The 23,044-nt window shown below is 46.2% G+C and carries 19 protein-coding genes; 9 read left to right on the forward strand and 10 right to left on the reverse strand.

The features are described 5' to 3' along the window. Positions 1-3: 3 nt before the first annotated feature. The 7 genes from fdh3B to C1S73_RS02320 form a co-directional block, all read right to left on the reverse strand. Positions 4-612 carry a formate dehydrogenase FDH3 subunit beta gene (gene fdh3B, locus C1S73_RS02290; protein WP_005427693.1) on the reverse strand — a complete coding sequence of 203 codons (609 nt, stop codon included), beginning with the start codon at positions 610-612 and terminating at the stop codon, positions 4-6. 11 nt (positions 613-623) lie between these two features. Continuing rightward, positions 624-3,479, reverse strand: a complete 2,856-nt coding sequence (locus C1S73_RS02295) for a formate dehydrogenase subunit alpha (RefSeq protein ID WP_033006499.1) — start codon at positions 3,477-3,479, stop codon at positions 624-626. Positions 3,480-3,489: 10 nt separating this feature from the next. Continuing rightward, entirely contained in the window at positions 3,490-3,690 is a 201-nt protein-coding gene (locus C1S73_RS02300; RefSeq protein WP_005427585.1) for a twin-arginine translocation signal domain-containing protein, read from the reverse strand. Positions 3,691-3,763: 73 nt separating this feature from the next. Continuing rightward, positions 3,764-4,396 (reverse strand): TorD/DmsD family molecular chaperone, encoded by a 633-nt coding sequence (locus C1S73_RS02305; RefSeq protein ID WP_038872743.1) that lies wholly within the window; start codon positions 4,394-4,396, stop codon positions 3,764-3,766. Positions 4,397-4,405: 9 nt separating this feature from the next. Further along, positions 4,406-6,067 carry a 4Fe-4S dicluster domain-containing protein gene (locus tag C1S73_RS02310; protein WP_005441573.1) on the reverse strand — a complete coding sequence of 554 codons (1,662 nt, stop codon included), beginning with the start codon at positions 6,065-6,067 and terminating at the stop codon, positions 4,406-4,408. 310 nt (positions 6,068-6,377) lie between these two features. Beyond that, on the reverse strand, positions 6,378-7,016 hold the full coding sequence (locus tag C1S73_RS02315) for a DUF3306 domain-containing protein (RefSeq protein WP_038872742.1): 639 nt from the start codon (positions 7,014-7,016) through the stop codon (positions 6,378-6,380). After that, entirely contained in the window at positions 7,006-7,470 is a 465-nt protein-coding gene (locus tag C1S73_RS02320; protein ID WP_038872741.1) for a DUF3305 domain-containing protein, read from the reverse strand. The genes C1S73_RS02315 and C1S73_RS02320 overlap by 11 nt, the downstream gene beginning before the upstream one ends. A 320-nt stretch (positions 7,471-7,790) precedes the next feature. Between C1S73_RS02320 and C1S73_RS02325 the strand changes: the two genes are divergently transcribed. Then, positions 7,791-8,615 carry a formate dehydrogenase accessory sulfurtransferase FdhD gene (locus C1S73_RS02325; RefSeq protein WP_038872777.1) on the forward strand — a complete coding sequence of 275 codons (825 nt, stop codon included), beginning with the start codon at positions 7,791-7,793 and terminating at the stop codon, positions 8,613-8,615. A gap of 284 nt (positions 8,616-8,899) precedes the next feature. Here C1S73_RS02325 and C1S73_RS02330 read toward each other — a convergent pair whose 3' ends face one another. After that, the gene (locus C1S73_RS02330; RefSeq protein WP_038872740.1) at positions 8,900-10,492 is read right to left on the reverse strand and encodes an ABC-F family ATPase; all 1,593 of its coding nucleotides are present in this window, start codon (positions 10,490-10,492) and stop codon (positions 8,900-8,902) included. A gap of 400 nt (positions 10,493-10,892) precedes the next feature. On the opposite strand from C1S73_RS02330, the gene C1S73_RS02340 reads away from it, so the two are divergent. Then, positions 10,893-13,238: an ATP-binding protein gene (locus C1S73_RS02340; RefSeq protein WP_038872739.1), complete on the forward strand. Its 2,346-nt coding sequence runs from the start codon at positions 10,893-10,895 to the stop codon at positions 13,236-13,238. 2 nt (positions 13,239-13,240) lie between these two features. Further along, positions 13,241-14,119: a mechanosensitive ion channel family protein gene (locus C1S73_RS02345; protein ID WP_038872738.1), complete on the forward strand. Its 879-nt coding sequence runs from the start codon at positions 13,241-13,243 to the stop codon at positions 14,117-14,119. A 107-nt stretch (positions 14,120-14,226) separates the two neighbouring features. Here the strand turns inward: C1S73_RS02345 and C1S73_RS02350 are convergent, their stop codons facing one another. Together C1S73_RS02350 and C1S73_RS02355 are read right to left on the reverse strand one after the other, a co-directional pair. Next, a complete protein-coding gene (locus C1S73_RS02350; RefSeq protein WP_038872737.1) occupies positions 14,227-16,269 on the reverse strand; it encodes a sensor histidine kinase in 2,043 nt (680 codons plus the stop codon). Next, positions 16,259-17,710: a sigma-54-dependent transcriptional regulator gene (locus C1S73_RS02355; RefSeq protein ID WP_038872736.1), complete on the reverse strand. Its 1,452-nt coding sequence runs from the start codon at positions 17,708-17,710 to the stop codon at positions 16,259-16,261. The genes C1S73_RS02350 and C1S73_RS02355 overlap by 11 nt, the downstream gene beginning before the upstream one ends. A 343-nt stretch (positions 17,711-18,053) precedes the next feature. On the opposite strand from C1S73_RS02355, the gene C1S73_RS02360 reads away from it, so the two are divergent. From C1S73_RS02360 to C1S73_RS02385, 6 genes are all read left to right on the forward strand, one after another. Beyond that, a complete protein-coding gene (locus tag C1S73_RS02360) occupies positions 18,054-18,872 on the forward strand; it encodes an ABC transporter substrate-binding protein (protein ID WP_005441551.1) in 819 nt (272 codons plus the stop codon). Positions 18,873-18,878: 6 nt separating this feature from the next. Continuing rightward, positions 18,879-19,577 carry an ABC transporter permease gene (locus tag C1S73_RS02365; RefSeq protein WP_005427748.1) on the forward strand — a complete coding sequence of 233 codons (699 nt, stop codon included), beginning with the start codon at positions 18,879-18,881 and terminating at the stop codon, positions 19,575-19,577. Between the two features lie 43 nt (positions 19,578-19,620). After that, positions 19,621-20,340, forward strand: a complete 720-nt coding sequence (locus C1S73_RS02370) for an energy-coupling factor ABC transporter ATP-binding protein (protein WP_038872735.1) — start codon at positions 19,621-19,623, stop codon at positions 20,338-20,340. Beyond that, a complete protein-coding gene (gene mobA / locus C1S73_RS02375; protein WP_038872734.1) occupies positions 20,318-20,905 on the forward strand; it encodes a molybdenum cofactor guanylyltransferase MobA in 588 nt (195 codons plus the stop codon). Before C1S73_RS02370 ends, mobA begins: the two co-directional genes overlap by 23 nt. After that, a complete protein-coding gene (locus tag C1S73_RS02380; protein WP_038872733.1) occupies positions 20,902-22,680 on the forward strand; it encodes a bifunctional molybdopterin-guanine dinucleotide biosynthesis adaptor protein MobB/molybdopterin molybdotransferase MoeA in 1,779 nt (592 codons plus the stop codon). Before mobA ends, C1S73_RS02380 begins: the two co-directional genes overlap by 4 nt. Positions 22,681-22,754: 74 nt before the next feature. Then, positions 22,755-23,021: a DUF2960 domain-containing protein gene (locus C1S73_RS02385; protein ID WP_038872732.1), complete on the forward strand. Its 267-nt coding sequence runs from the start codon at positions 22,755-22,757 to the stop codon at positions 23,019-23,021. Positions 23,022-23,044: the final 23 nt, after the last annotated feature.

Raw genomic sequence — 23,044 nt, forward strand, 5'->3', positions numbered from 1 at the left:
TACTTAGCTTTTAGTTGCGTCGTAAGAAAGATCGTTACCGTCTGTCCAACCTGCGTTTTTCGCACCGCGCTCAACCACACGTTGACGGAAAATGTCAGAAACTTTCTCTGCATCACCCGCTAGCAGTGCTTTTGTTGAACAAAGTGACGCACACATAGGTAGCTTACCTTCAGCAATACGGTTCGCGCCGTACTTCTCACGCTCTTCTAGAGAACCTGGTTCTGTGTTTGGGCCACCTGCACAGAAAGTACATTTGTCCATTTTGCCACGCTCACCGAACGATGCTTGTTTCGGGAACTGAGGCGCACCGAATGGACAAGCGAACAGACAGTAACCACAACCGATACAAAGATCTTTGTTGTGAAGGACGATGCCATCTTCTGTGTGCTCGAAACAGTCAGCTGGACAAACCGCCATACAAGGCGCGTCTGTACAGTGCATACAAGCAACAGAGATTGAGTTTTCGCCTGGTTCACCGTCGTTCAGTGTTACTACGCGGCGACGTTGAATACCCCACTCAAGCGCATCATCGTTTTCGTTCTTACATGCAGTAACACAGCCGTTACACTCGATACAGCGTTTGGTGTCACATAGGAATTTCATTCGTGCCATTGTCAGACTCCTTACGCTTTACGAATGTTACATAGGGTTACTTTAGTTTCCTGCATCAAAGTAACAGGGTCGTAACCGTAAGTGGTTGCCGTGTTGGCTGCTTCACCAACAACATAAGGGTCCGTACCTTCTGGGTACTTAGGACGTAGGTCTTCACCTTCGAACTTACCGCCGAAGTGGAACGGAATGAACGCCAGACCCGGTTTAACACGACGAGTAACCATCGCTTTCACCTTGATGCGGCCTTTTTCTGCGCCTTCAACCCAAACGTCATCGCCATCTTTGAAGCCAAGATCGTTTGCGTCTTTCGGGTTCACTTCAACGAACATTTCTTGTTGAAGTTCAGCAAGCCATGGGTTTGAACGTGTCTCTTCGCCACCACCTTCGTACTCAACCAAGCGACCAGAAGTCAGGATGATTGGGTATTCGCCAGACTTGTCTTCTTTCTGGATAGACTTGTAAAGCGTTGGTACACGGAAGATTGCTTCTTTGTCGTCCCAAGTTGGATAATCCGTTACAAGGTCACGACGAGGCGTGTATAGCGGCTCACGGTGTAGCGGTACACGGTCCGGGAATGTCCAAACAATCGCACGCGCTTTAGCGTTACCAAATGGGATACAACCGTGCTTGATTGCTACGCGTTGGATACCACCAGACAGGTCAGTTTTCCAGTTTTTACCTTCCGCTGCTGCTTTTTCTTCAGCCGTTAGGTCGTCCCACCAACCAAGCTGTTTGATTAGCTTGTCAGAGAATTCTGGGTAACCGTCTTTGATTTCACAGCCTTTTGAGTAGCTGTCTTCAGCAAGTAGGCTTTGACCTTCAAACTCAACACCGAAACGCGTACGGAAGTTACCGCCACCCTCTGCAACCGTCTTCGACGTATCGTACAGGATGTGTGTGCCTGGGTGTTTCATCTCTGGCGTACCCCAACATGGCCAAGGTAGACCGTAAGTCTCACCATTCACAGGACCACCCTCTGCTTCCAGAGATGTCTTATGGAATGTGTGCCAGTTTTGTTGGTGCGCTTTTAGACGCTCTGGGCTTTGACCTGTGTAACCGATGGTCCACATGCCTTTGTTGAATTCGCGAGTAATGTCTTCAATTACTGGCTGGTTGTTCTCTACGCGTACGTTTTTGAACAGCAGATCTTCATAACCTAGCTTCTTAGTTAGCAGGTACATGATTTCGTGGTCAGGTTTAGATTCGAACAATGGTTCGATAACCTGATCACGCCACTGAAGTGAGCGGTTAGATGCTGTTACACTGCCGTGCGTTTCAAACTGAGTCGTTGCAGGAAGCAGGTAAACGCCGTCAGTACGATCGTTCATTACCGCTGCGACTGTTGGGTATGGGTCAACAATAACCATCATATCCAGCTTCTGCATCGCTTTCTTCATCTCAGGACCACGAGTCTGAGAGTTTACTGCGTGACCCCAATAGAACATTGCGCGGATGTTTTCACGTTGACGAATGTTATCTTTGTTTTCAAGAACACCATCCACCCAACGAGATACAGGAATACCTGCACTGTTCATTGGTTTTTGACCGCCGTAAGCGTTGTCATCGAAACGACCTTTGATCCATTCGTAATCGATTTCCCACACTTTCGACCAGTGACGCCAAGAACCTTCAGACAAGCCGTAGTAGCCTGGTAGCGTGTCAGATAGTACGCCAAGGTCAGTTGCGCCCTGTACGTTATCGTGGCCACGGAAGATGTTTGCACCGCCGCCTGACTTACCGATGTTACCCAGCGCAAGCTCAAGTACACAGTAAGCACGTGTGTTGTTGTTACCAGTAGTATGCTGAGTACCACCCATACACCAAACGATACAACCCGGACGGTTTTCAGAAAGCAGTTTCGCTGTTTGGTAAACTTCAGACTCAGGAACGCCAGTTACGCGCTCAACTTCTGCTGGTGTCCATTTAGCCACTTCTGCACGGATTTCATCCATACCGAATACACGTTGACGGATGAACTCTTTGTCTTCCCAGTTGTTCGCGAAGACATGCCATAGCACGCCCCAAATAAACGCGACGTCAGAACCCGGACGTAGCGATACGTAGTGATCCGACTTTGCTGCTGTACGAGTACGACGAGGATCCGCAACAACGATCTTACAGTTGTTCTTCTCTTTCGCGATCAAGATGTGCTGCATCGCAACAGGGTGCGCTTCTGCAGGGTTTGAACCAATGAACAGCATCGACTTACAGTTGTGCATGTCATTGAAAGAGTTGGTCATCGCACCGTAACCCCAAGTGTTTGCAACACCTGCTACGGTTGTTGAGTGACAGATACGCGCTTGGTGGTCAACGTTGTTGGTACCCCAAAGCGACGCCATCTTACGGAACATGTACGCTTGTTCGTTGTTGTGCTTCGCACTACCCAACCAGTAAACGGAATCTGGACCCGACTCTTTGCGGATGTCCATCACCTTGTTACCGATTTCTTCGATCGCTTGATCCCAAGAAAGCTTCTTCCACTTACCGTTTTCAAGCTTCATTGGGTATTTAAGACGACGCTCACCGTGACCGTGTTCGCGTAGTGCTGCACCTTTTGCACAGTGTCCACCAGCGTTGAATGGGTGGTCGAATGCAGGCTCTTGACCTGTCCACACGCCGTTTTGAACTTCAGCGTAGATACCACAACCTACAGAACAGTGAGAACAGATAGTACGTTTTACTTCTGTTTTCGCTTCTGGATCCACCGATTTAGCTTGTGCTTTCTTCATCATGCCCGGTGCAAAAAGACTAGCACCTACAACCGCACCACCAGCAGCAAGCGAGGTGTTTTTCATGAATGCACGGCGGGAAACGCCAAGCTGATTGGTTTCTTTGCTCACACTGTCGGAGCGTTTGACAAGTTTCATCCTTTATCTCCTAAAGTGTGTCGTAGTAATCGCGAATGTGTTGAGTTTCACGATACCCTTTCTTCTTCACGTCTTTTTCAGAAGGCTCAACCGTTTCTGAAGCGCTTGCCACTTTTGTTGTTCCAGCGACAACCGCACCAGCTACGGCTGCAGTCGTTAAGCCTTTCAGGAGATCCCTACGGCTTGTGTTTATTTCTTTATTATCTTTCATCATTGCTTCCTTACCTTACGGTAGATCTTTGGAGGCTATTGCCCCTCTATCGATATGACCAAGTACTGCCCGATTACTCGTAATCAGTGACGTTTTTCACATCAATTTTTAATTTGTGCTTACTGCTTTTGGTGTTCACGCTAAAGCGCACTTGTTCCAGTGTTAAGAACGCCTCACACAGTTGAGCAGCTGGCTTATAAAAGTTCGCGCTCTGTGCGTTTTCTAGTTGCTGCGTGAAAGAGTTAAACCAAGGTGCGATGTGTTTGTTAAACACCGCTTGTTGAAGATCTTCTTCTTCACCCGTTAGCATCGACATCACTTCACAGAGTGCCGCGATGTGGTCTTCCGGCTCTTTCACATTCTCATCGCGCTCGAAACCAAGCAGTTCCAAATCGTGACGAATTTCAGCCAGTGGTTTTTCCATCATTGCACCCGTCATGTGCCATGAGCCAAATGGCATCACTTCACCACGACCGATACCAATGAAAAGATCTTGGTATTCATCTTCGAGCGCTTCGCGGTTGGAATCTTTCGCCGCTTGCTGAAGCACAATCCACGCTTTTTGCATTGCGCTTTCTGATGGTTCAACTTCTAGAGAAGTCAGGAACTCGATCATCTCCTCACTTGGTGCGCTACGGAAAAGCGCGGACAGAACCAAGTAGATCTCTGTTCTCAGTGTTTGTTCTTGTTCTCGTTGTGTATCCACTGCGAGCTCCTAGTATTTCAGTTGTTTCATTGGGTCTTCTGCCATCGACTCAAACATGTCGATCACACGGCAGTCTTCACACATTGCGATGCGATTGATCGCCGCTTCATCAGAGAAATGAGAGTGACCGCGTAACTTATTTTGTAGCATATCAATCATAGACTGAGGTGCGAATGGCTTATGACAGCGAATACATTCCGCTGCTTTCTCTTCATGAATCACCACCGCTTTTTGGCGCTCTTCTTTCACCCAGTTCATGCGTGGCGTTAAAGTCAGAACTTTCTCTGGACATGCCTTTTCACACAAACCACATTGAATACAATCTTGTTCAACGAATTTAAGTGATGGAGATTCACCATCAGTATGTAGTGCACGTGTTGGACAAACCGCCACACAGCTCATACACAACGTACAATCTTTGCTTTCACAAGAAACATTGCCGTAAGGCGCGTTCGCAGGCAGTTCAACAATGTTCTCAACCGGAATACGAGAAGAAGACATTGCATCCAGCGCAGTAAACAAACGTTGACGCTTGTTACCTTGAAGATCGCCAAGGGCAAGGTCGAATGAATCTGTACATAGTGTTGGAGGACCTTCACGAAGCGATTCCAAGTAAAGGATATCGATGGTCTCTTTTGCGATACCAAGTTGATCCAATAGCTCTTGCGCGATACCTACTTCGTTATTTAGAACACGAATGATGGTTGCAGGCATAAAACGAGAAGCTGCAAATAGCACTTGCGTCGCGCCATTAACTAGAGCTGCGAACCATGTATCGATACCGATAGAAGGAAGCTCTTCAACCACAATTGGAATCACGTTATCTGGTAGCGCTTTCAGTGCCATCACGTTGTAAGTCTCGTGACGAGAACTACAGATAAGAACGATAGGATCCAGACCGCCCGCTTGCTCGTAGTTCGCTAGGGTGCGTTCAATGAATTTTTGCGTATCTTCAGGATTAGGTAGCGCGTAGTGAATCGCTTCTGTCGGGCAAGCCGTTGCACAAGTACCCACGCCCTGACATAGGTATGGGTTAATCTCGATGCGATGACCGGTTTTATCGCTGCCTTCACTTGATAGTGCACCAGCAGGACAAGCATCCACACAACGCTCACAACCTTTCACGCCACGAGAACTGTGCGCACATAGATCAGTGTCCAGACGGAAGAACTTTGGCTTATCAAAAGTACCCATTAATGTCGGGATTTCTTCTAGCGCTTCAGCCAGTTTTGGATAACCGCGTCCTACTGGGTAGTAACCCGGAACCGGAACCTCTTCTGACATACAGCTGCTTAGACAAAGATCGAGAACAACATCGAAACAATCACTATTAATAGCGACTTTTGCTAGGTTGCTTGTTAGACCGTTATTTTCGATAAGCACTTCAAACGTGCCTAGGAAACCAGAAACCTGAACTGAGTTTGCAAAGTACAGTTCTGGATTGGTGCCTTTCTCTCCGTCTGTAGAAAGAAGTGTCAGGCTGTTCATTTGAGATAGCTGCGCGGCTGCACTCTCAATGATGGCAGTCGGTCCAACAATCAGTGTATTACCGCCACTCTCGTAGCTCACCGTTGGTGGAATAAGATTGGTCAACTCTACGGTATTCTCAAACGCATACAGACGCGCTTTACCGTTATTGGAAGTTGCTTGTTCTAATAGTTGTTTCAACATTGCTCAGTTCCATTTATACGCATGGATAGTTTCTTCCATCTTTCATTGTAGTTAGCGCAGGCGATTCTGCTGATTAACTCGTCAGTAACTACCCCTTTTAGGTAGTCCCACCCGGGTTATCACTGCCTGTTGGGCAAATGGTCTAACTTCAACAAGAATGGTAATGAGCAACAGATAGCAAATGTCGTGCCAATTAAATATCATCTAATTTTCAATGGGTTAGCTATTTATCTTAGAAATTGTAGGGATAAAAAAACCGACTGGGACATTTTGTCTCAGCCGGTTCATTGAGCGTTTAGTCAAAATGTACCTATTCTTTGTGTGGTATATTTTGTCTCACCTCTTCAGGGTCTAGTTTTGTCTCTGGAATATCACCCTCACTAGGCACTGTGTTTATATCCAGTTCTTTTTGTTCTTCGGGAATTTCGACACCTTCAGCAAGTTCTACATCAGCCGATTCAATATCACTTTCTTCATAAGATTCAGTTGATTGTGCGGTTTCTTCTGTTGGTTCTTCTTCCGTTTTCTCTTTTACCCAATCACGAAGTGTTTCAGCCACCCCTTCAGAAAGCGACTTGAGGTTACTGTAGTCATCATCGTAATCATCCAAGCCATCACGAACGTTAAACTCTTCTGATAAGAACATCTTACGCAGTGCGGCTTTCTTAACGCTCTCTGAAGCCTCAGACACCAATAGCTGCGCTACGGACATCTCTTCAGAATCAGTAGTTTCGCTTGATGCTTCTTGAGCCATTGCTCCTATAGCTTCAGTCTCACTAACAGAAGCCTCGATAGCCAATGTTTGCGCTTCAGTGCTTAATTCTTCATGAGCTTGCGCGGTTTCTGGTTCAGTAGATTCAACAGGCTCCACAACCTTCGCGTCTGTAGGCTCGGTTGTGGTTTCTTCTAATTTACGTTTCGACCAACGGCTAAAAAAACTAGTTGCCATTTGCTCTGCCCGCTCCTTTGCGTTTCTTGCGTCTTACTTCTAACAACTCACCGTGGCGCCCAATAAAGGCTTCCATCCAAGCTTGAATAGCTAACGGCATATCATTAGATAATACGAGGTTATCGCCATCCATATATTGCGCAGCAACCGTTTGAGAGGCAGTAAGTAATTGAATTATTGGTTTTTCACCAGAATCCACATTATCCATAATTAAAAACAACTTAGGTTGCTGAGAACTTAGATTAAATCGGTAATCAGTGCGCTCATCTTTATGCAGTTGCAGTAAACACACATCTTGAGTCTCATCCGTTGGCGTGATTTCAAAACCTGCAAGCTGCCATTGCGTCGTAACCCAAATCCCAGTGCTGATTTCGTGCTCTACCAAATCAACGCCAATTGGCCATGAATCTTCTGATTTTTCGTATTTGTTCTCGAACTCTTTCGTATTCGACATAACTCATCCAGTTTGTTCTATGTAGGCTTGAAGACAGAAAAGGACATTTTGTACTTTGCTTTCAACCATTTTAGCGTTACAAAGCAATAAACGCGCCAAATCAAACTCACTTTTCTCTCTATACAAAATTAGTCTAGCCGTCAGTGTGAGTCTGTGTCATTACTGCGAACTCTCAGTTTTAGCAGACATTTGACGTAAAGCCTCGCAATTTCATTTATACCCGCTATTTTGGAATGAGAATTGCTTTGTAATCCTTGTTAAGACAAAAGAACCCATCAATGAGAGCGTCCATGAGCTCTCTCATTCATCAGGACATGACTGTGGTAAAACCAAACATTATTAAAACCAGTGAAAATCCCCTACAGACCATCGAAGTAGAAGTGTTTGACGAATACGGTGAGAAGCTGACTAAGCAAATTGCGTGTGAACGCCCTCTTACCGTCATGTTGAACTGGAAAGAGATTGTCACACTGATGACACTCGGTTCTCGCCCAGAAGCACTTGTATTGGGTTATTTGAAGAACCAGAGCTTCTTGTCAGATCCTGAAGCGATTGAATCTGTGATTATCGATTGGGAAACGCACACAGCTGCGGTTATCACCAAAGAGAACATTGAACATCTTGAACGTGCATTGAAGAAGAAGACCGTCACGTCTGGTTGTGGTCAAGGCACTATGTACGGCAACGTAATGAAGCAGCTTGAAGATTATCAAGTACCACAAATGCCACTCAAACAGTCTGAGATATACACCTCGTTAGAAGCGTTGACGCACTATAATGACACTTACAAGAAAGCTGGTGCAGTTCATGGCTGTGCAGTGTGCAAAGGCGATAAAGTACTGTCATTTGTGGAAGATGTTGGTCGCCACAATGCTGTTGATACCCTCGCGGGCGAAATGTGGCTTAACCAAGAAACCGGCGAAGATAAAATTTTCTACACAACTGGTCGCCTTACATCAGAGATGGTAATCAAGGTCGCTCAAATGGGCATTCCAGTTTTGCTGTCTCGCTCTGGCGTTACGCAAATGGGCTTAGATCTAGCCAAGAAGTTTGGTATTACCACTATCGCTCGTGCTAAAGGTTTACGTTTCCAAGTATTCACAGGCGCAGAGAAAATTGATTTTGACGTAAAGGGAAATCAATAACTCATCATTAAGTCGCCAAATGAGTTAGACTTAAACAATCATATGGATTCACAAAGGATGTGAACGATGAACAACGATCAACTGTGGAATTATCTACTCACCCCAAGCGGTATCATCGTTTCGATGATCATTACTTTCGGGCTCGTTGGCATTTATGCTTATCTAATGAGGCAATTTAAGGATTGAACGCCACAACCTAGCGCTAGCAAAGAATTAGCGCTCACAAAGAATAGACATAAAAAAAGACCTCGCGATGAGGTCTTTTTATTTATTCGGAAGAAGGATTACCCTTCAATACCACGAGATTTTAGGAACTCAGAGTAAGTGCCTTTGAAGTCTGTGATTTTACCATCACGGATTTCGATGATACGCGTAGCTAGTGAGTCTACGAATACACGGTCGTGCGATACGAAGAACAATGTGCCTTTGTACTGCTCTAGTGCCGTGTTCAATGATTCGATAGATTCCATATCCATGTGGTTGGTTGGTTCGTCCATTAGCAGCATGTTTGGTTTGTGCATCATTAGCTTACCAAGCAACATACGACCTTGCTCACCACCCGACAGTACTTTTACTGACTTCTTAATGTCGTCTTGACCAAACAGCATACGACCTAGGAAACCACGAACCACTTGCTCGTCGTCGCCTTCTTGACGCCATTGGCCCATCCAATCTGTCAGGTTCATGTCTTCTGCAAAGTCATGCGCGTGGTCTTGTGCGTAGTAGCCAATGTTTGAGTTTTCAGACCACTTGAACTCACCAGAGCGTGGCTCTAGTACACCAGCAAGTGTGTTTAGTAGGGTTGTTTTACCCACACCGTTCTCACCGATGATTGCAACGCGCTCACCGACTTCAAAAATCGCATTGAAGTTAGCAAACAGATCGTCTTCAAAACCTTGGCTTAGGTTTTCAACAATCAGAGCGTTACGGAACAACTCTTTAGACTGTTCAAAACGAATGAATGGGTTTTGACGGCTAGACGCTTTCACTTCGTCCAGTTTGATCTTGTCGATTTGCTTCGCACGAGATGTCGCTTGCTTTGCTTTCGATGCGTTTGCAGAGAAACGCGCAACGAACGTTTGTAGTTCAGCGATTTGTGCTTTCTTCTTCGCGTTGTCGTTCAGCAGACGTTCACGAGCTTGGGAAGCCGCTGTCATGTACTCGTCGTAGTTGCCTGGGTAAACACGTAGTTCACCGTAATCCAAGTCAGCCATGTGCGTACATACTGAGTTTAGGAAGTGACGGTCGTGCGAGATGATGATCATGGTGCAGTTACGCGCGTTTAGCGTGTCTTCCAACCAACGGATAGTATCCATATCCAAGTTGTTGGTTGGTTCGTCAAGAAGCATCACATCAGGGTCAGCAAATAGAACCTGCGCTAGAAGCACACGAAGTTTCCAGCCTGGCGCCACTCCACTCATTAGACCGAAGTGTTGCTCCATTGGGATACCTACAGCAAGAAGCAACTCACCCGCTTTCGCCTCGGCCATGTAACCGTCCATTTCCGCGAACTGAACTTCAAGGTCAGCCACTTTCATGCCGTCTTCTTCGCTCATTTCTGGCAAAGAGTAAATGCGGTCACGTTCTTGCTTCACTTCCCATAGTTCTTTATGGCCCATGATTACCGTGTCGATAACCGTGAACTCTTCATATGCGAACTGATCCTGGTTCAGTTTTGCAACGCGCTCGTTCGGATCGTAGCTTACGTTACCGCTAGTTTGCTCTAGCTCACCACTCAGGATTTTCATAAAGGTTGATTTACCACAACCGTTAGCCCCGATTAAGCCGTAGCGGTTACCTTCGCCGAACTTAACTGAGATGTTTTCAAATAGCGGCTTAGCGCCAAATTGTTGAGTAATATTCGCTGTGGAAATCAAAACCTTTACCTTAGCAATTCAAGTTTATTGGGAAAAACCGCGCAACGTTACTGCTTAAGGCTACACACTTCAAGTTTTGTTTTTATTAATTAATGAGAAAAAGCTTTCTTCGTTCAGTTGTTTTTTGAGATTTGGCTAACATAAACCTTACCATTTCTAAGGGTTATTACCCTAACGGGTTCAAAAGTGAGACATAAATCTGTCATGACTAAGCATTGACATACCCCATGAGATTGGGTTTATAGTGCGTCCCCTTTTATCAATTCCGTACGTTATTCCTTTATTGAGCATCCGTTTCTCAAAGGAAATCGCAACATCACGCACGGTCATTGGGTAAAACTCGCATATCGCGATAAAGCAACTACACTAACTCTAACCTTATAAGTTTTAAGAGAATTTTATGCATTTCATGGCGCGCATTTTAATGCTAGTCGGTCTCGTGCTTTCTTTACCCGCTCACGCTGAGTGGGAGTACGAATTCCAACCTGAGCCTCAAGTATTGCCAGTAGCGCAAGAGATCACTCAGGAGATAAACAAATTGCCTGAACCTTTGTTTATGTCTGACCAAGACAAACGCAAAGTCAATCAACTGCTTAATGCAGTGATGAACGAGCAGCGCAAACAAACCCTCATCTTTGACCAACATTTAAAAGCTTATCGCGAGTCTGGTGAAGACAAAGAGTGGTTTGAAACGCAGTCTAGCAATTTGACTCTGAACAGCCTTGGTCAAAGCAAAGAGCGATTATTAGCGCTGACGGATCCGATTACACACGACAAGCTAACTGGCTTTGGTCCTTATGGTGTGACCCAATTCAAGCAAGAGTGGCGTCAAACTCAATTGAATGCGGAATACTTACTGTTCTTCCAGATTCGTTCATTCCAATCGCTGATAAAAGAGGTGTTCATTTCACCAATCCCAGTACTTTGGGCAGGCATTAAAGTACTGTTTATTTACTTTGGCTTGGTTTGGTGGTTAACCAACAGCAAGCGCATCATTACGCTGTTCCGTGAAACGCAATTAGACAATGTGGCCAAGCCTCCGATTTGGGTTCGTTTGATTTGGTACATTAGTCGTGCACACCGAGCGATTGCGTGGTTGATTGCAATTACGCTTTCTCTTCGCGTGCTATCAGAAATCCCGAGCTTGCAGCATTTGATCATTCTCGAGATCTTCACGTGGTGGGTGTTGGGTGGTTCTATTGCCATCAGCTTCATTTTAGAGTTTGCTTACCGTAACAGCCGCAGCACTAGCCAAGAGGTGATTGCCCTACGCCTTTCAACCATTCGTCGCTATGTATGGAGCGCGATTGTCGCAGGCGTGATTTTGCAAATCTCGATTCGAACACTAGGCAAAGGCACCATTTATTCTTGGATCTACAGCGCACTGTTCTTTTGGTTTGTATTGGTGACGCTGTCGGTATTGCGCCTATGGCGTAAGAAGGTATTTGAAGTCGCGGAAAAGCTCTCTGACCGCCCTGTTTGGGTAAACTGGGCCATCCGCCGAAAAGACACCGTGCTACTAAGCATTATCGGCACCGCCATTGCTGCTATATGGATCATGCTGCACAGCTTTAAACACCGCATTGTTGCCATGTTGTCTAACTACACCATGTTTAGCCAAGCTTTAGCGTATTTGTTCCGTATTGAAGTCGCAAAACAAACGGGAAATAACGGTGCAGATACCAATCTTGTGCGAATAAAAGGCGATCAAGCGTTCGACTATATTCTCCCAGGTAGCGAAGAAAGCGAGTTGGTGGACTACGCCTCTGATGAAATCAAGCATCTGTCTAAATATCTCCTGACAGACAGCCCTGCCGTGTGCGTTATCTCGGGTGAGCGTGGCGTCGGTACAACGACCTTCCTGCGCACTATCTTGAATAAAGTGAAGAACGCCGAACCGCTTTATTTGAACTGTCCATATGCGGGTTACAGCGAGTTGCTAAAAGAGTTGGCTCTGCAGCTTGGTTTGGAAGAAGACGCGTCTGAAATTCAGGTTCTTGCGCATCTTCGTAAAAGTGATACGCCTTACCTTATCGCAGTTGATAACGCCCAGCGCTTAGTTAAGCCAATGGTAGGCGGTTTAAGCGGTTTGATTAAACTGACTAACCTACTTCGTCGCTCTAAGAAGAACCACCGCGTTGTCATGGCGATTGAGAAAGCAAGTTGGCGTTTTGTCGACCGTGCTCGTGGCGAACGTTTGTTGTTTGACTGGGTGGCGTTTATGCCGCGCTGGAGTGAAAAACAACTGTCTGCGCTGTTTGATACGCGTATTAACCAAGAGATTGAGAACCCAGTAACGTTTGATGGTCTTGTCGTCCCTAAGCAATGGGACCAAGAAGACATCACGGAAGAAGAACGTGCTAAACAAGGTTTCTACCGTATTCTGTGGCATTACTCGGATGGTAACCCGACAGTTGGCTTACGCTTTTTCCGCTTGTCCCTGCGTCAGGATAAAGAGACGCAGCAAGTGGTGGTTCGATTATTCCACGCACCAGAATCTCAAGAACTAGAAAAAATGCCGAAGCCTATGCTGGCCGTTCTGCGTTCTATTGTTCAGCTTGAAGTGGCATCGCCGGAAGAGTTGTCTGAATGTACCCAGCTCAGTATTGCGGAAGTTATCGGTACTCTTCGCTACTTCCAAAGCCGTGGCTTTATTGAGTGGAGCGAAGACAAAGCTCGCGTGTCGGACCACTGGTTCCGTCACATTACTAACGTTCTCGACCGTCAACATTTATTGGTGAAATAACGATGAAAAAACTACTCACCGTATTGGCTCTATGTTTATTGAGCTCCCCTGCATTGGCGACTGAAGAAATCGCGAGTGTCGATAATATCTCGCAAATTGCCAGCTTAATTCGCTGGAGCGGCGTGTTCTTCTCTATCATCGTAATTGCATGTACATGGTTGTTGCTTAAGTTCATGAGCTCGATGGTAGAAAGTATTGGTAGCCAATTTGTGCAGTATCGAATGGTGCTGCAAAAGCTCCAATCATTCCTGCAGTTCTTTATCTACTTAACTGCCGGCTCTGTGGTATTTATGATGAGCTTTCGCATCAACGACCAGATCCTTGCTTTGATTGGTGGTACGTTGGCGGTATCCGTTGGTTTTGCAATGAAAGACCTAGCGGCATCGTTCATCGCGGGTATGACGGTTATGGTGGATAGACCGTTCCAAGTTGGTGACCGCGTCACGTTTGAAGGAAATTACGGCGATATTATTGCTATTGGTTTGCGTTCTGTGCGTATGCGTACCCTAACCGATGACATCATTACGATTCCAAACAACAAGTTCTTGAGTGAAGTTGTGGTCAGCGGCAACTATGGTGCGTTGGATATGCAGGTGGTGATTCCGTTCTATGTAGGCATGAATGAAGACATTGCGTTAGCACGTGATTTAATTCAGGAAGCGGCCTCTTCAAGTCGCTATATCCATCTACCGAAGCCTGTGACGGTTCTCGTAAAACAGACGATTACTGATAACTACTTAGCAATTCAGTTAACGTGTAAGGCGTATGTGGTAGATACCGCCTACGAGAAGCTCTTTGAAACCGACATTACTCTACGTGTAATGAAAGAGTTTAAAAAGCACGGAATCAATCCTCCAAAGATTGCGGTGCATACGGGTTAATTCGACGTTTTCCTCTCGCACTTAGAGAGAAACAGATACAAAAAGGGTCAGTAAATTTACTGACCCTTTTTATTTGATTGGGACTCATAGTCAGTTCAAGAATAGCGCTAAACAATATTCATAACGTCAAGTAGCAACTCGGCTTTTTTAGGCAGATAGATACTGAATGTGCTTCCTTTGCCCCATTCCGATTCAGCTTTTAGTTCGCCGCCTGTTTGGCTAAGAATACTTTGCGAAACAGAAAGCCCTAGACCAGTACCGTCACGCTTAGTTGTATAGAACGGCGAGAAGATACGACTTAAGTTTTCTGGCTTGATACCGCAACCTTCATCGGTGACATGAATCGCTGCGCCTTTCAGTTCGCCGTCTTCAATCCAATCTTCACTCACGACGGTTAGCTTACCTCTGCCGTCCATCGCATGAATGCCATTCATCTGCAAGTTCACTAGAATCTGCAACAAGTGGTGGCGATTGATCTCGACCGAAGTATGAGCCTGTAAATCGGTGACAAACTCGATGTCGCGCTTCTTAGTACCGGTTTTAACCAGCGTAATACTCTCATCGATGATTGGGTTCACGTGTTGCCACGTAATTTCGTCTTGCACACCACCCTGACGGCTGTATTGCAGTAAACTACGCGTGATATTACGAATACGGTCAATTTGAGCGTGAATGGCGTCAATTTCTTCCTGAACGCGGCTTGCCTCTTCACCTAACTCAAACTGAATCAATTCAACGTTACCCAGAATCACTGCGGTTGGGTTGTTAATCTCGTGTGCAATACCCGCAGTTAACTCACCCAGTGCGGCAAGCTTTTCGTTGACCACCAGTTTGTCACGCGTTTGGTTGAGCAGCTGAATATGGAGTTCGAGCTGTTCTGTTTTTTCCTTCAAACTCGCCGTACGTTTTTGAACTTTACCTTCAAGTTGCATCGCAGAGTTTTTAAGCTCGACTTTACGATCTTCAAGTGCATCCAACATATTGTCGAATTGGCGAGCTAACTGAGCCAGCTCGTGGTGTTCGTCTAGTCCGAGAGGCCCAATACGTTTTTCTTTACCCAACTGAACTAATTTCACGACTGTATGGATGCGTTCAATTGGACGGAATAAGTCTCGCGAGCCTCGATATACCATCACACCAGAAACTAAGAGCAGCATTAAAGTGATCAAGCTTATCTCGACGATATTGGTCATGTAGGCTTTTACGAATGGCCACATCAAGTAACCGGTGTAGAGCATACCGATGACATTATCGTATTGGTCTTTGATTGGCTGATATGCGGTGATATACCAAGCATCGTAAACAAACGCGCGGTCGACCCATTGCTCACCTTCCTCCAATACCTTGTTGTACACCTCAGAACTCACTCGCGTACCAATAGCGCGCCCCAAACGTTGGTCACTGTCTAAGGGAACATTGGTACTAACACGAAGATCATCCAAAAATACCGTCAGAGTCCCCACAGGACGGAGGGTGTCGTTATCACTCAAATAGATAAGATCACGAATTTGATCGACCAATACCGTGCTGTTGTTGAGCAGCAAACCGCCATCTAAGAAGCCAATTAAATCATTCTGCTGGCTGTAAACCGGTATTACGGTTCGACTCACCAAGCCACGCGCTTCCACACTACCATTTTTTAGAATCGGTACTTCAGCACGTTTTGCAAGTTCGGGGTCTAGCTTTTCCAGTTCTTTTCTGTCCAGAACATCGAAGAAAGATTCGCGCTTGGTTAAATCCATAAAGCGGAATTTGTTTTCCATCGCATTAACACGTTGGAAGGACAAAAAATCCAACCCGTAGCGTTTCTTCTGCGCAGTAACCCACTTTTGCAACTCTGCTTGTGGGACATTTTGGTTCACTCGGGTACGAAAATCATAAGAGTCCGCGAACGATTTCACGTAGTTCGCTTGTTTTTGTTGTAGCAAGGTGATGCTGTTATTGGCCACACCAAGACGTTCTGATACATCCAACAGCGCATTTTGCCACGTATAGTGAATCGACCAATAGATCGTGATACCAATCAATGCCAATGACGTTAAAAAGATTGGCGCGGAGGTCAAAATCAATAATCGATAGCGCACCATTGTTTTGAACCGATACGCCCATTTAGACAGTCCCTTGCGTTGCTGCCAAGTACTATTCGGCATAATCCTCGTCCTCAGAGTCCCACTCTTTGTATTTGCGCTCTAGGGTTTTTCTTGCCACACCCAAATCACGTGAAGCGGCAGATTTATTGCCTTCATGAAGAGTAACCACTTGTTGTATATGCGCTTTTTCAACCTCTTTTAGCGTCCAAGTGTTTGGGTAACCTTCACCGCTGAACTCTCTGCCCTCTTTGAATGTTGGCAGCTCTGCAGTATGAGAAACCGTAATCGACACGTTAGGCAGCGCATGTCCTCCATTCAATTCACGCCAATGGTGCGCGGGCGGTTTGCCTAACAAGATGCAGCGCTCAATGAGGTTTTTCAGCTCACGAATATTACCTGGCCATTCGTACTCACTCATCGCTTCCATATCCTCATGCGCCCACTTCGGTGCTTGCATACCCAGTTCGCTCGTTAGCATGTTGCTAAAATAAGGCACAAGCTCGAACAAATCGGTTTTGCGCTCACGCAGGGGAGCGACTTCGATCTTCAACACGTTCAAACGGTAGTAAAGGTCGCTACGGAAGTTGCCTTTGTTGACCTCTTCTTGCAGGTTGCGGTTGGTCGCCGCGACAATACGAACATCAATGCTGATTTCGCGTTCAGAACCGACCGGACGAATGGTACGCTGCTCTAACACGCGCAGCAGTGACGCTTGCATGGATAACGGCATTTCACCAATTTCATCAAGGAATAATGTACCTCCGTTCGCTACGCGGAAAAGGCCTTCGCGAGACTTTTTAGCGCCCGTGAAAGCACCTGAGGTATGCCCGAATAGTTCACTCTCTAAAAGCTCTGGTGCAATCGCACCACAGTTAAGTGGGACAAATGGTCCTGTGCGACCACTCGCTTGGTGAATGCCGCGCGCAACGAGCTCTTTACCTGTTCCCGACTCACCTTCGACCAAGACTGATGCGCGAGAAGGCGCAAACTGGGTAATCAGCTGTTTGAGTTGACGGGTTTTCTCAGAGCCGCCAATGATTTCTGACGTGTGAAGACGCTGATAGTCACGTTTCATCGCGTATTGCATGCGCTCAGTCAAACGACGATCCATACAGCGGCTGACCGCTTTCAACATCTGCTCTAGGTTAAACGGCTTGAGGATAAAGTCCGACGCACCAAGCTGCAGTGCTCGAATTGCAATTTCCAAATCCGCGTAGCCAGTCATGAAGATGACATCCGCGCGTTTGTCGTCATCTTCAAACGCCTCTTCCCATTCAATCCCTGAACGCCCCGGCAAGTTGATATCCAACAGAATCAAATCGTAGTGGCGTGAGTTACGTAGCTCTTCCGCTTCTTCAATGCTGCCCGCTGTATCGACTTGCGAAAACAGTTTGCCCAGAGCCTTTTTAAGGATGGCTTGCATACCGAGTTCGTCATCAACGACCAGTACTGAAAAAGCGTTGTATTGTTGGTTTGTACTAATATGGGATTGAGTAGACATATTTACCCCAGTTGGATTGGAATGGGACAGAGTGTACCAAGTTTAAACAGAGATACCCTACAAAAAGTGCGACATTTTGTACCAACGCAAATTTTTATGCAAATAAGTCCATGAATTAGCGCATAAATCAAACATTTTGAGCTTGTAAAATGTTGGCATCTTGTTTGCTATATGGAGTGTCCAAGTGACCTCAGGATGTGGGAGACATCAATGCAATACCATCGCTTCTCGCTCCTCCACCCTAAGATGACTTGTGATATGAGCGCGCTATGACGCTCTGGCGACTTCTTTAGTAACCCAAGACTTAAGAAGCCAAAGAATCATTGGAAAGGAAACAACTAAAATGAAAAAAATTGCGCTGACTCTAGCTGCAACGTCAATCACTCTTGTAAGCTACTCTGCTTTTTCAGCTCAAGATGGCGAACACATTCGTCTGGCGACAACAACAAGTACTTACCACTCTGGCTTACTGGACTACCTACTTCCTCAATTTGAAAAAGACACTGGCTACAAAGTAGATATCATCGCTGCTGGTACTGGTAAAGCGCTGAAGATGGGTGAAAACGGCGACGTTGATTTGGTTATGACACACGCTCCTAAAGCAGAAGGTGTGTTTGTTGAGAACGGCTACGGCGTCCTTCCTCGTAAACTGATGTACAACGACTTCGTTATCGTTGGCCCTAAAGCTGACCCAGCACAAGTAAAAGACGATGCGTCAGTACTAGACGTATTCAAAGAGATCGCAAACAAAGACGCGACATTCATCTCTCGTGGCGATGATTCTGGTACACACAAAAAAGAACTAGGCATCTGGGCGCAAACTAAGATGGAACCAAACTTTGGTGGCTACCGCAGCGTAGGTCAAGGTATGGGCCCTACTCTAAACATGGCGTCAGAAATGCAAGGCTACACCATGACCGACCGTGGTACTTGGTTGGCTTACCAAAACAAATTGGATCTTGCGATTCTATTCCAAGGCGACGAAAAACTGTTTAACCCGTACCAAGTGATTTTGGTGAACCCAGAGCGTTACCCAACCATCAACTACCAAGGTGCGAAGGCGTTCAGTGACTGGTTGGTGAACCCACGCGGTCAAGAGCTGATCAATGGCTTCCGTCTGAATGGTAAACAATTGTTCGTTGCGAATGCTGAGAGCAAATAACGCAATATGAATCTTGCTGATACAACACTAGAAGCCTTGCGCTTATTGGTGAATTTTGATGCAGACCTATGGGAGATCGTTGCGGTCTCCTTTAGTGTTTCTATTACGGCAATATCTTTGGTGGTATTGCCGTCTATTTTGATGTCTTTTGTCCTAGCTTACACCGACTTTCGTGGTAAGTGGTTCTTACTGTCCATTGTGAACACCTTGCAGGCGGTGCCAACGGTCGTGATTGGTTTGCTGCTGTACATGATGCTCTCAAGAGCAGGCCCTTTGGGTGATTGGCAAATGCTGTTTACGCAAAAAGCCATGATCTTAGGACAAATGATCGTCTGTTTTCCGGTTCTGGTTTCCATGATGCACGGTGCGCTTCAATCAAGTGACCGTCGCGCAGTTGAAACAGCGATTACGTTAGGTGCGTCAATACCTCGTATCGCTGCTACTATGATCTGGGAGACACGTTTTCCTTTATTGGCAGCTATCATTGCGGGATTCTCACGAATCGTCACAGAGGTAGGCTGTTCAATGATGGTTGGTGGCAACATTATGGGCGTAACCCGTAATATTCCGACTGCCATTGCTATGGAAAGTAGTAAAGGTGCTTTTGCGCAAGGAGTTGCATTAGGAATTGTATTACTATCCTTAGCGTTAGCGCTCAACTTCCTCTTATCGAGCATGAGAGGCAAAGGCTATCTAAGAACATGAAGCAAGCAATCGACTCGCCATCGACCCAATGTAAGGGTGAATTATGACTATAAAAATTACCGCCGAGCAATTGTCCATGCGCTTTAAAGAGCGTGTGCTTTTCCACATCCCTGAATTGGCCATTGGTCCAAACGACGCGATTTACTTAAAAGGTGACAATGGCGTTGGCAAAACTACCCTACTCAAGATCCTTGCAGGTTTGATCAAGCCTTCAACGGGTAAAGTGGTGGCACCGAAAGATACTTGGTTGAAGAAGTGGACGCGTCGCAATGGTCGTGTTGACGTGATTTATCTCCATCAGTCTCCTTACCTTTTTGACGGCACTGTTTATGAAAACGTCGTTTATGGAGTTAAATATCAACAAGACACGGCAAAAGATAAGCGAGCTCAAGTTATTAGTGCGCTGCGCATGGTAGGGTTAGAAACCTTAGCCGACGAACACATCTCTGTATTGTCCGGCGGTGAGAAGCAACGCGTAGCAATGGCACGAGCTTGGATCTTAAAACCATCGATTTTGTTGATGGACGAACCAAGTGCCTCTCTCGACCAAGAGTCGATTGAACGTCTGGTTATCATGGCAAAAGATCTGCTTGATCGCGGTTCTAGTATTGTTGTGACCAGCCACCAAGCGAACGCGTTGACGGATTTATGTAAAAAACAGTGGTGGATTAAAGACAAGACTTTGGTAGAGTCTCCACTCTTGTATGTCATACCAAAAGAAACATCCCAAGAGAACGCATATGCTTCAGCCAACACAAACTAGTTGGGTCATTTTGGCTGGTGGTCAAGCCAGCCGTATGGGTGGAAAAGACAAAGGTCTGATCGAACTGAATCAGAAGCCACTCATCGAACACGTTATCGAACGTTTATCTCCGCAAACACCACGCATTCTGATCAATGCGAACCGAAACCAAGACGCCTACCGTGCGTTTGGTTTCGTCTTCAGCGATCAATTTAAAGATTTCCCAGGTCCGATGGGCGGTATCCACGCGGGCTTGGTTCATGCAGAAACCGATTGGGTTGGTTTCGTCCCTTGCGACAGCCCACAAATCAACACTGATCTTGTTGAGCGTTTTTGCAATGCAGTAGAAGAAAACACCGATATTTTGGTTGCTCATGATGGCGACCACCAGCAGCCTGTCTTCACGCTTTATCACAAGCGCGTACTGCCAAAGCTGACCGCGTTTTTAGAACGTGGCGATCGTAAGATCATCCTACTCTACAAAGAGTGCAACACCAGTTACGTTGACTTTAGCGACTCACCAAACTGTTTCGTCAACTTAAATACGCCTGAAGAATTGGCGCAATTTGGACAACTTGAATCATGAAACACACGCTAAACATCCCTATTCTTGGTTTTGCTGCCTACTCTGGTACGGGCAAAACTACGCTACTTGAAGCATTACTACCAAAGTTGACCGAAGCAGGTTTACGCATCGGTATGCTAAAGCACGCTCACCATAACTTCGATGTCGACCAACCGGGCAAAGACAGCCATCGCCTACGTAAAGCAGGCGCATCGCAAATGCTGATCTCTTCTCGTAACCGCTTCGCACTGATGACAGAAACACCAGAGTCAGAATCGGAGTTTGATTACCTACTAACGCGTTTCGACGAAGACAAGCTAGACGTGGTTCTAGTGGAAGGCTGCAAAAACATTGCGTTCCCTAAGATCGAATTGCACCGTGAAGAAGTCGGCAAGCCTTGGCTTCATCCAAACGATGAAAACATCATCGCGATTGCTTCAGACAGCGGCGAATTGGACTCTGAACTGCCACAAATGAACATCAACGATCTTGAGGCGATTGCCCAGTTCGTTATTCAGTATGTTCAAGAAGCGAAAGCGCCAAAGAGTAAAGAGAAAGAAGCCGCTTGCTGCGATACCCTTTCTCCAGCTTTCCTTTCTGTCGTTCAAGGCCAAGAAAAGATCCTATCTTTGGTGAACACGGTTGCTGAAACCGAAGCGTGCAAGATTGAAGGTGCATACGGTCGTGTGCTTGCAGAGCATGTTGTGTCACCAGTGAATGTTCCGCAATACACCAACTCAGCGATGGACGGTTACGCCATTCGCGGTGATGACGTCGAGCGTGAAAGCTACCAAGTGGTTGCTGAAGTGATGGCGGGTCACGCTTACGATCAGCCCTTAGAAGTTGGTCAAGCGGTTAAGATCATGACGGGCGCTCCAACACCTATCAATGGTGATACTGTTGTTATGCGTGAACAAGCTTCCCAAGATGGCGATACAGTCACGTTCAATGGTGCGAGCCTCAAAACCGGTCAAAACGTTCGCCAAGCGGGCGAAGACTTAGCAATTGGTAGCGATGTGTTTACCGCAGGCACTCGCCTAGCCTCTCCTGAGATGGGCATGATTGCTTCTCTTGGCCTTGGCGAAGCGAACGTGTTCCGCAAGTTGAAAGTTGCTGTGTTCTCTACCGGTGACGAAGTTCAAGCGCCGGGTACAGAACAGAAAGCGAATTCAATCTACGATTCAAACCGTTTCACCATCATGGGCATGTTAGAGAAACTAGGTTGCGAGATCTTGGATTTCGGTATCCTAGAAGATAACGAGCAATTGATGATTGACGCGCTCGAAAATGCTTCTGCGCAAGCCGATGTAGTGATGACTTCTGGCGGCGTATCCGTTGGCGATGCAGATTACATTAAGCTGGCATTGGATAAGCTGGGACAAATTGATTTCTGGCGTATCAACATGCGCCCTGGTCGTCCGCTTGCGTTCGGTCAAATCAACGATAAGCCTTTCTTTGGTTTGCCGGGTAACCCTGTGGCTGTGATGGTTTCATTCATTAACTTTGTTGAGCCTGCGCTGCGTAAGATGCAAGGTGAACAAGGTTGGAAGCCACTTAAAGTCAACGCCATTGCGACAGAAAATCTGCGCTCTCGCCAAGGCCGTACCGAATTTAGTCGTGGTATTTACGAGCTAGACGAAACAGGTCGTTTAACGGTTCGCACAACGGGCAAACAAGGCTCAGGTATTCTGCGTTCAATGAGTGAGGCAAACTGTTTGATCGAAATCTCCCCTGCTGTTGATACAGTAAAAACGGGAGAAAGCGTGACAATTATCCCACTTCAAGGCAGAATCTAGGCCGATTCAGAATTCAAAGGTCAGCGTGTCTGACCTTTTTATTGATAACAGAAAAATTTTTCAGAGAGACAGCTATGGCTCGCACCATTCTTTACACTTACAAAGACCAAGACAAAGAACTGACGTTCTCGTACCAGCAACACCGCAACATTCAAGAAGCAGTTGCAGAGGCGGAAGGTATCGACATCACTGAGTACCTAAAGATGGAGCAGCAAATCGAAGCAGTATCTGACACGAAGGCAGTACGTAACTACCGCGACAATCATTTCAGAAAATTAGGCTTTAGCAAAATCACCCTAGCTCAAAAAGAAAACTTGGGCGTAGGTAAAAAGAACAAATAAGCTTAACCACAAAAGTTAAAAAC

The organism is Vibrio jasicida 090810c (assembly GCF_002887615.1).
GTDB classification, from domain to species: Bacteria; Pseudomonadota; Gammaproteobacteria; order Enterobacterales; family Vibrionaceae; genus Vibrio; species Vibrio jasicida.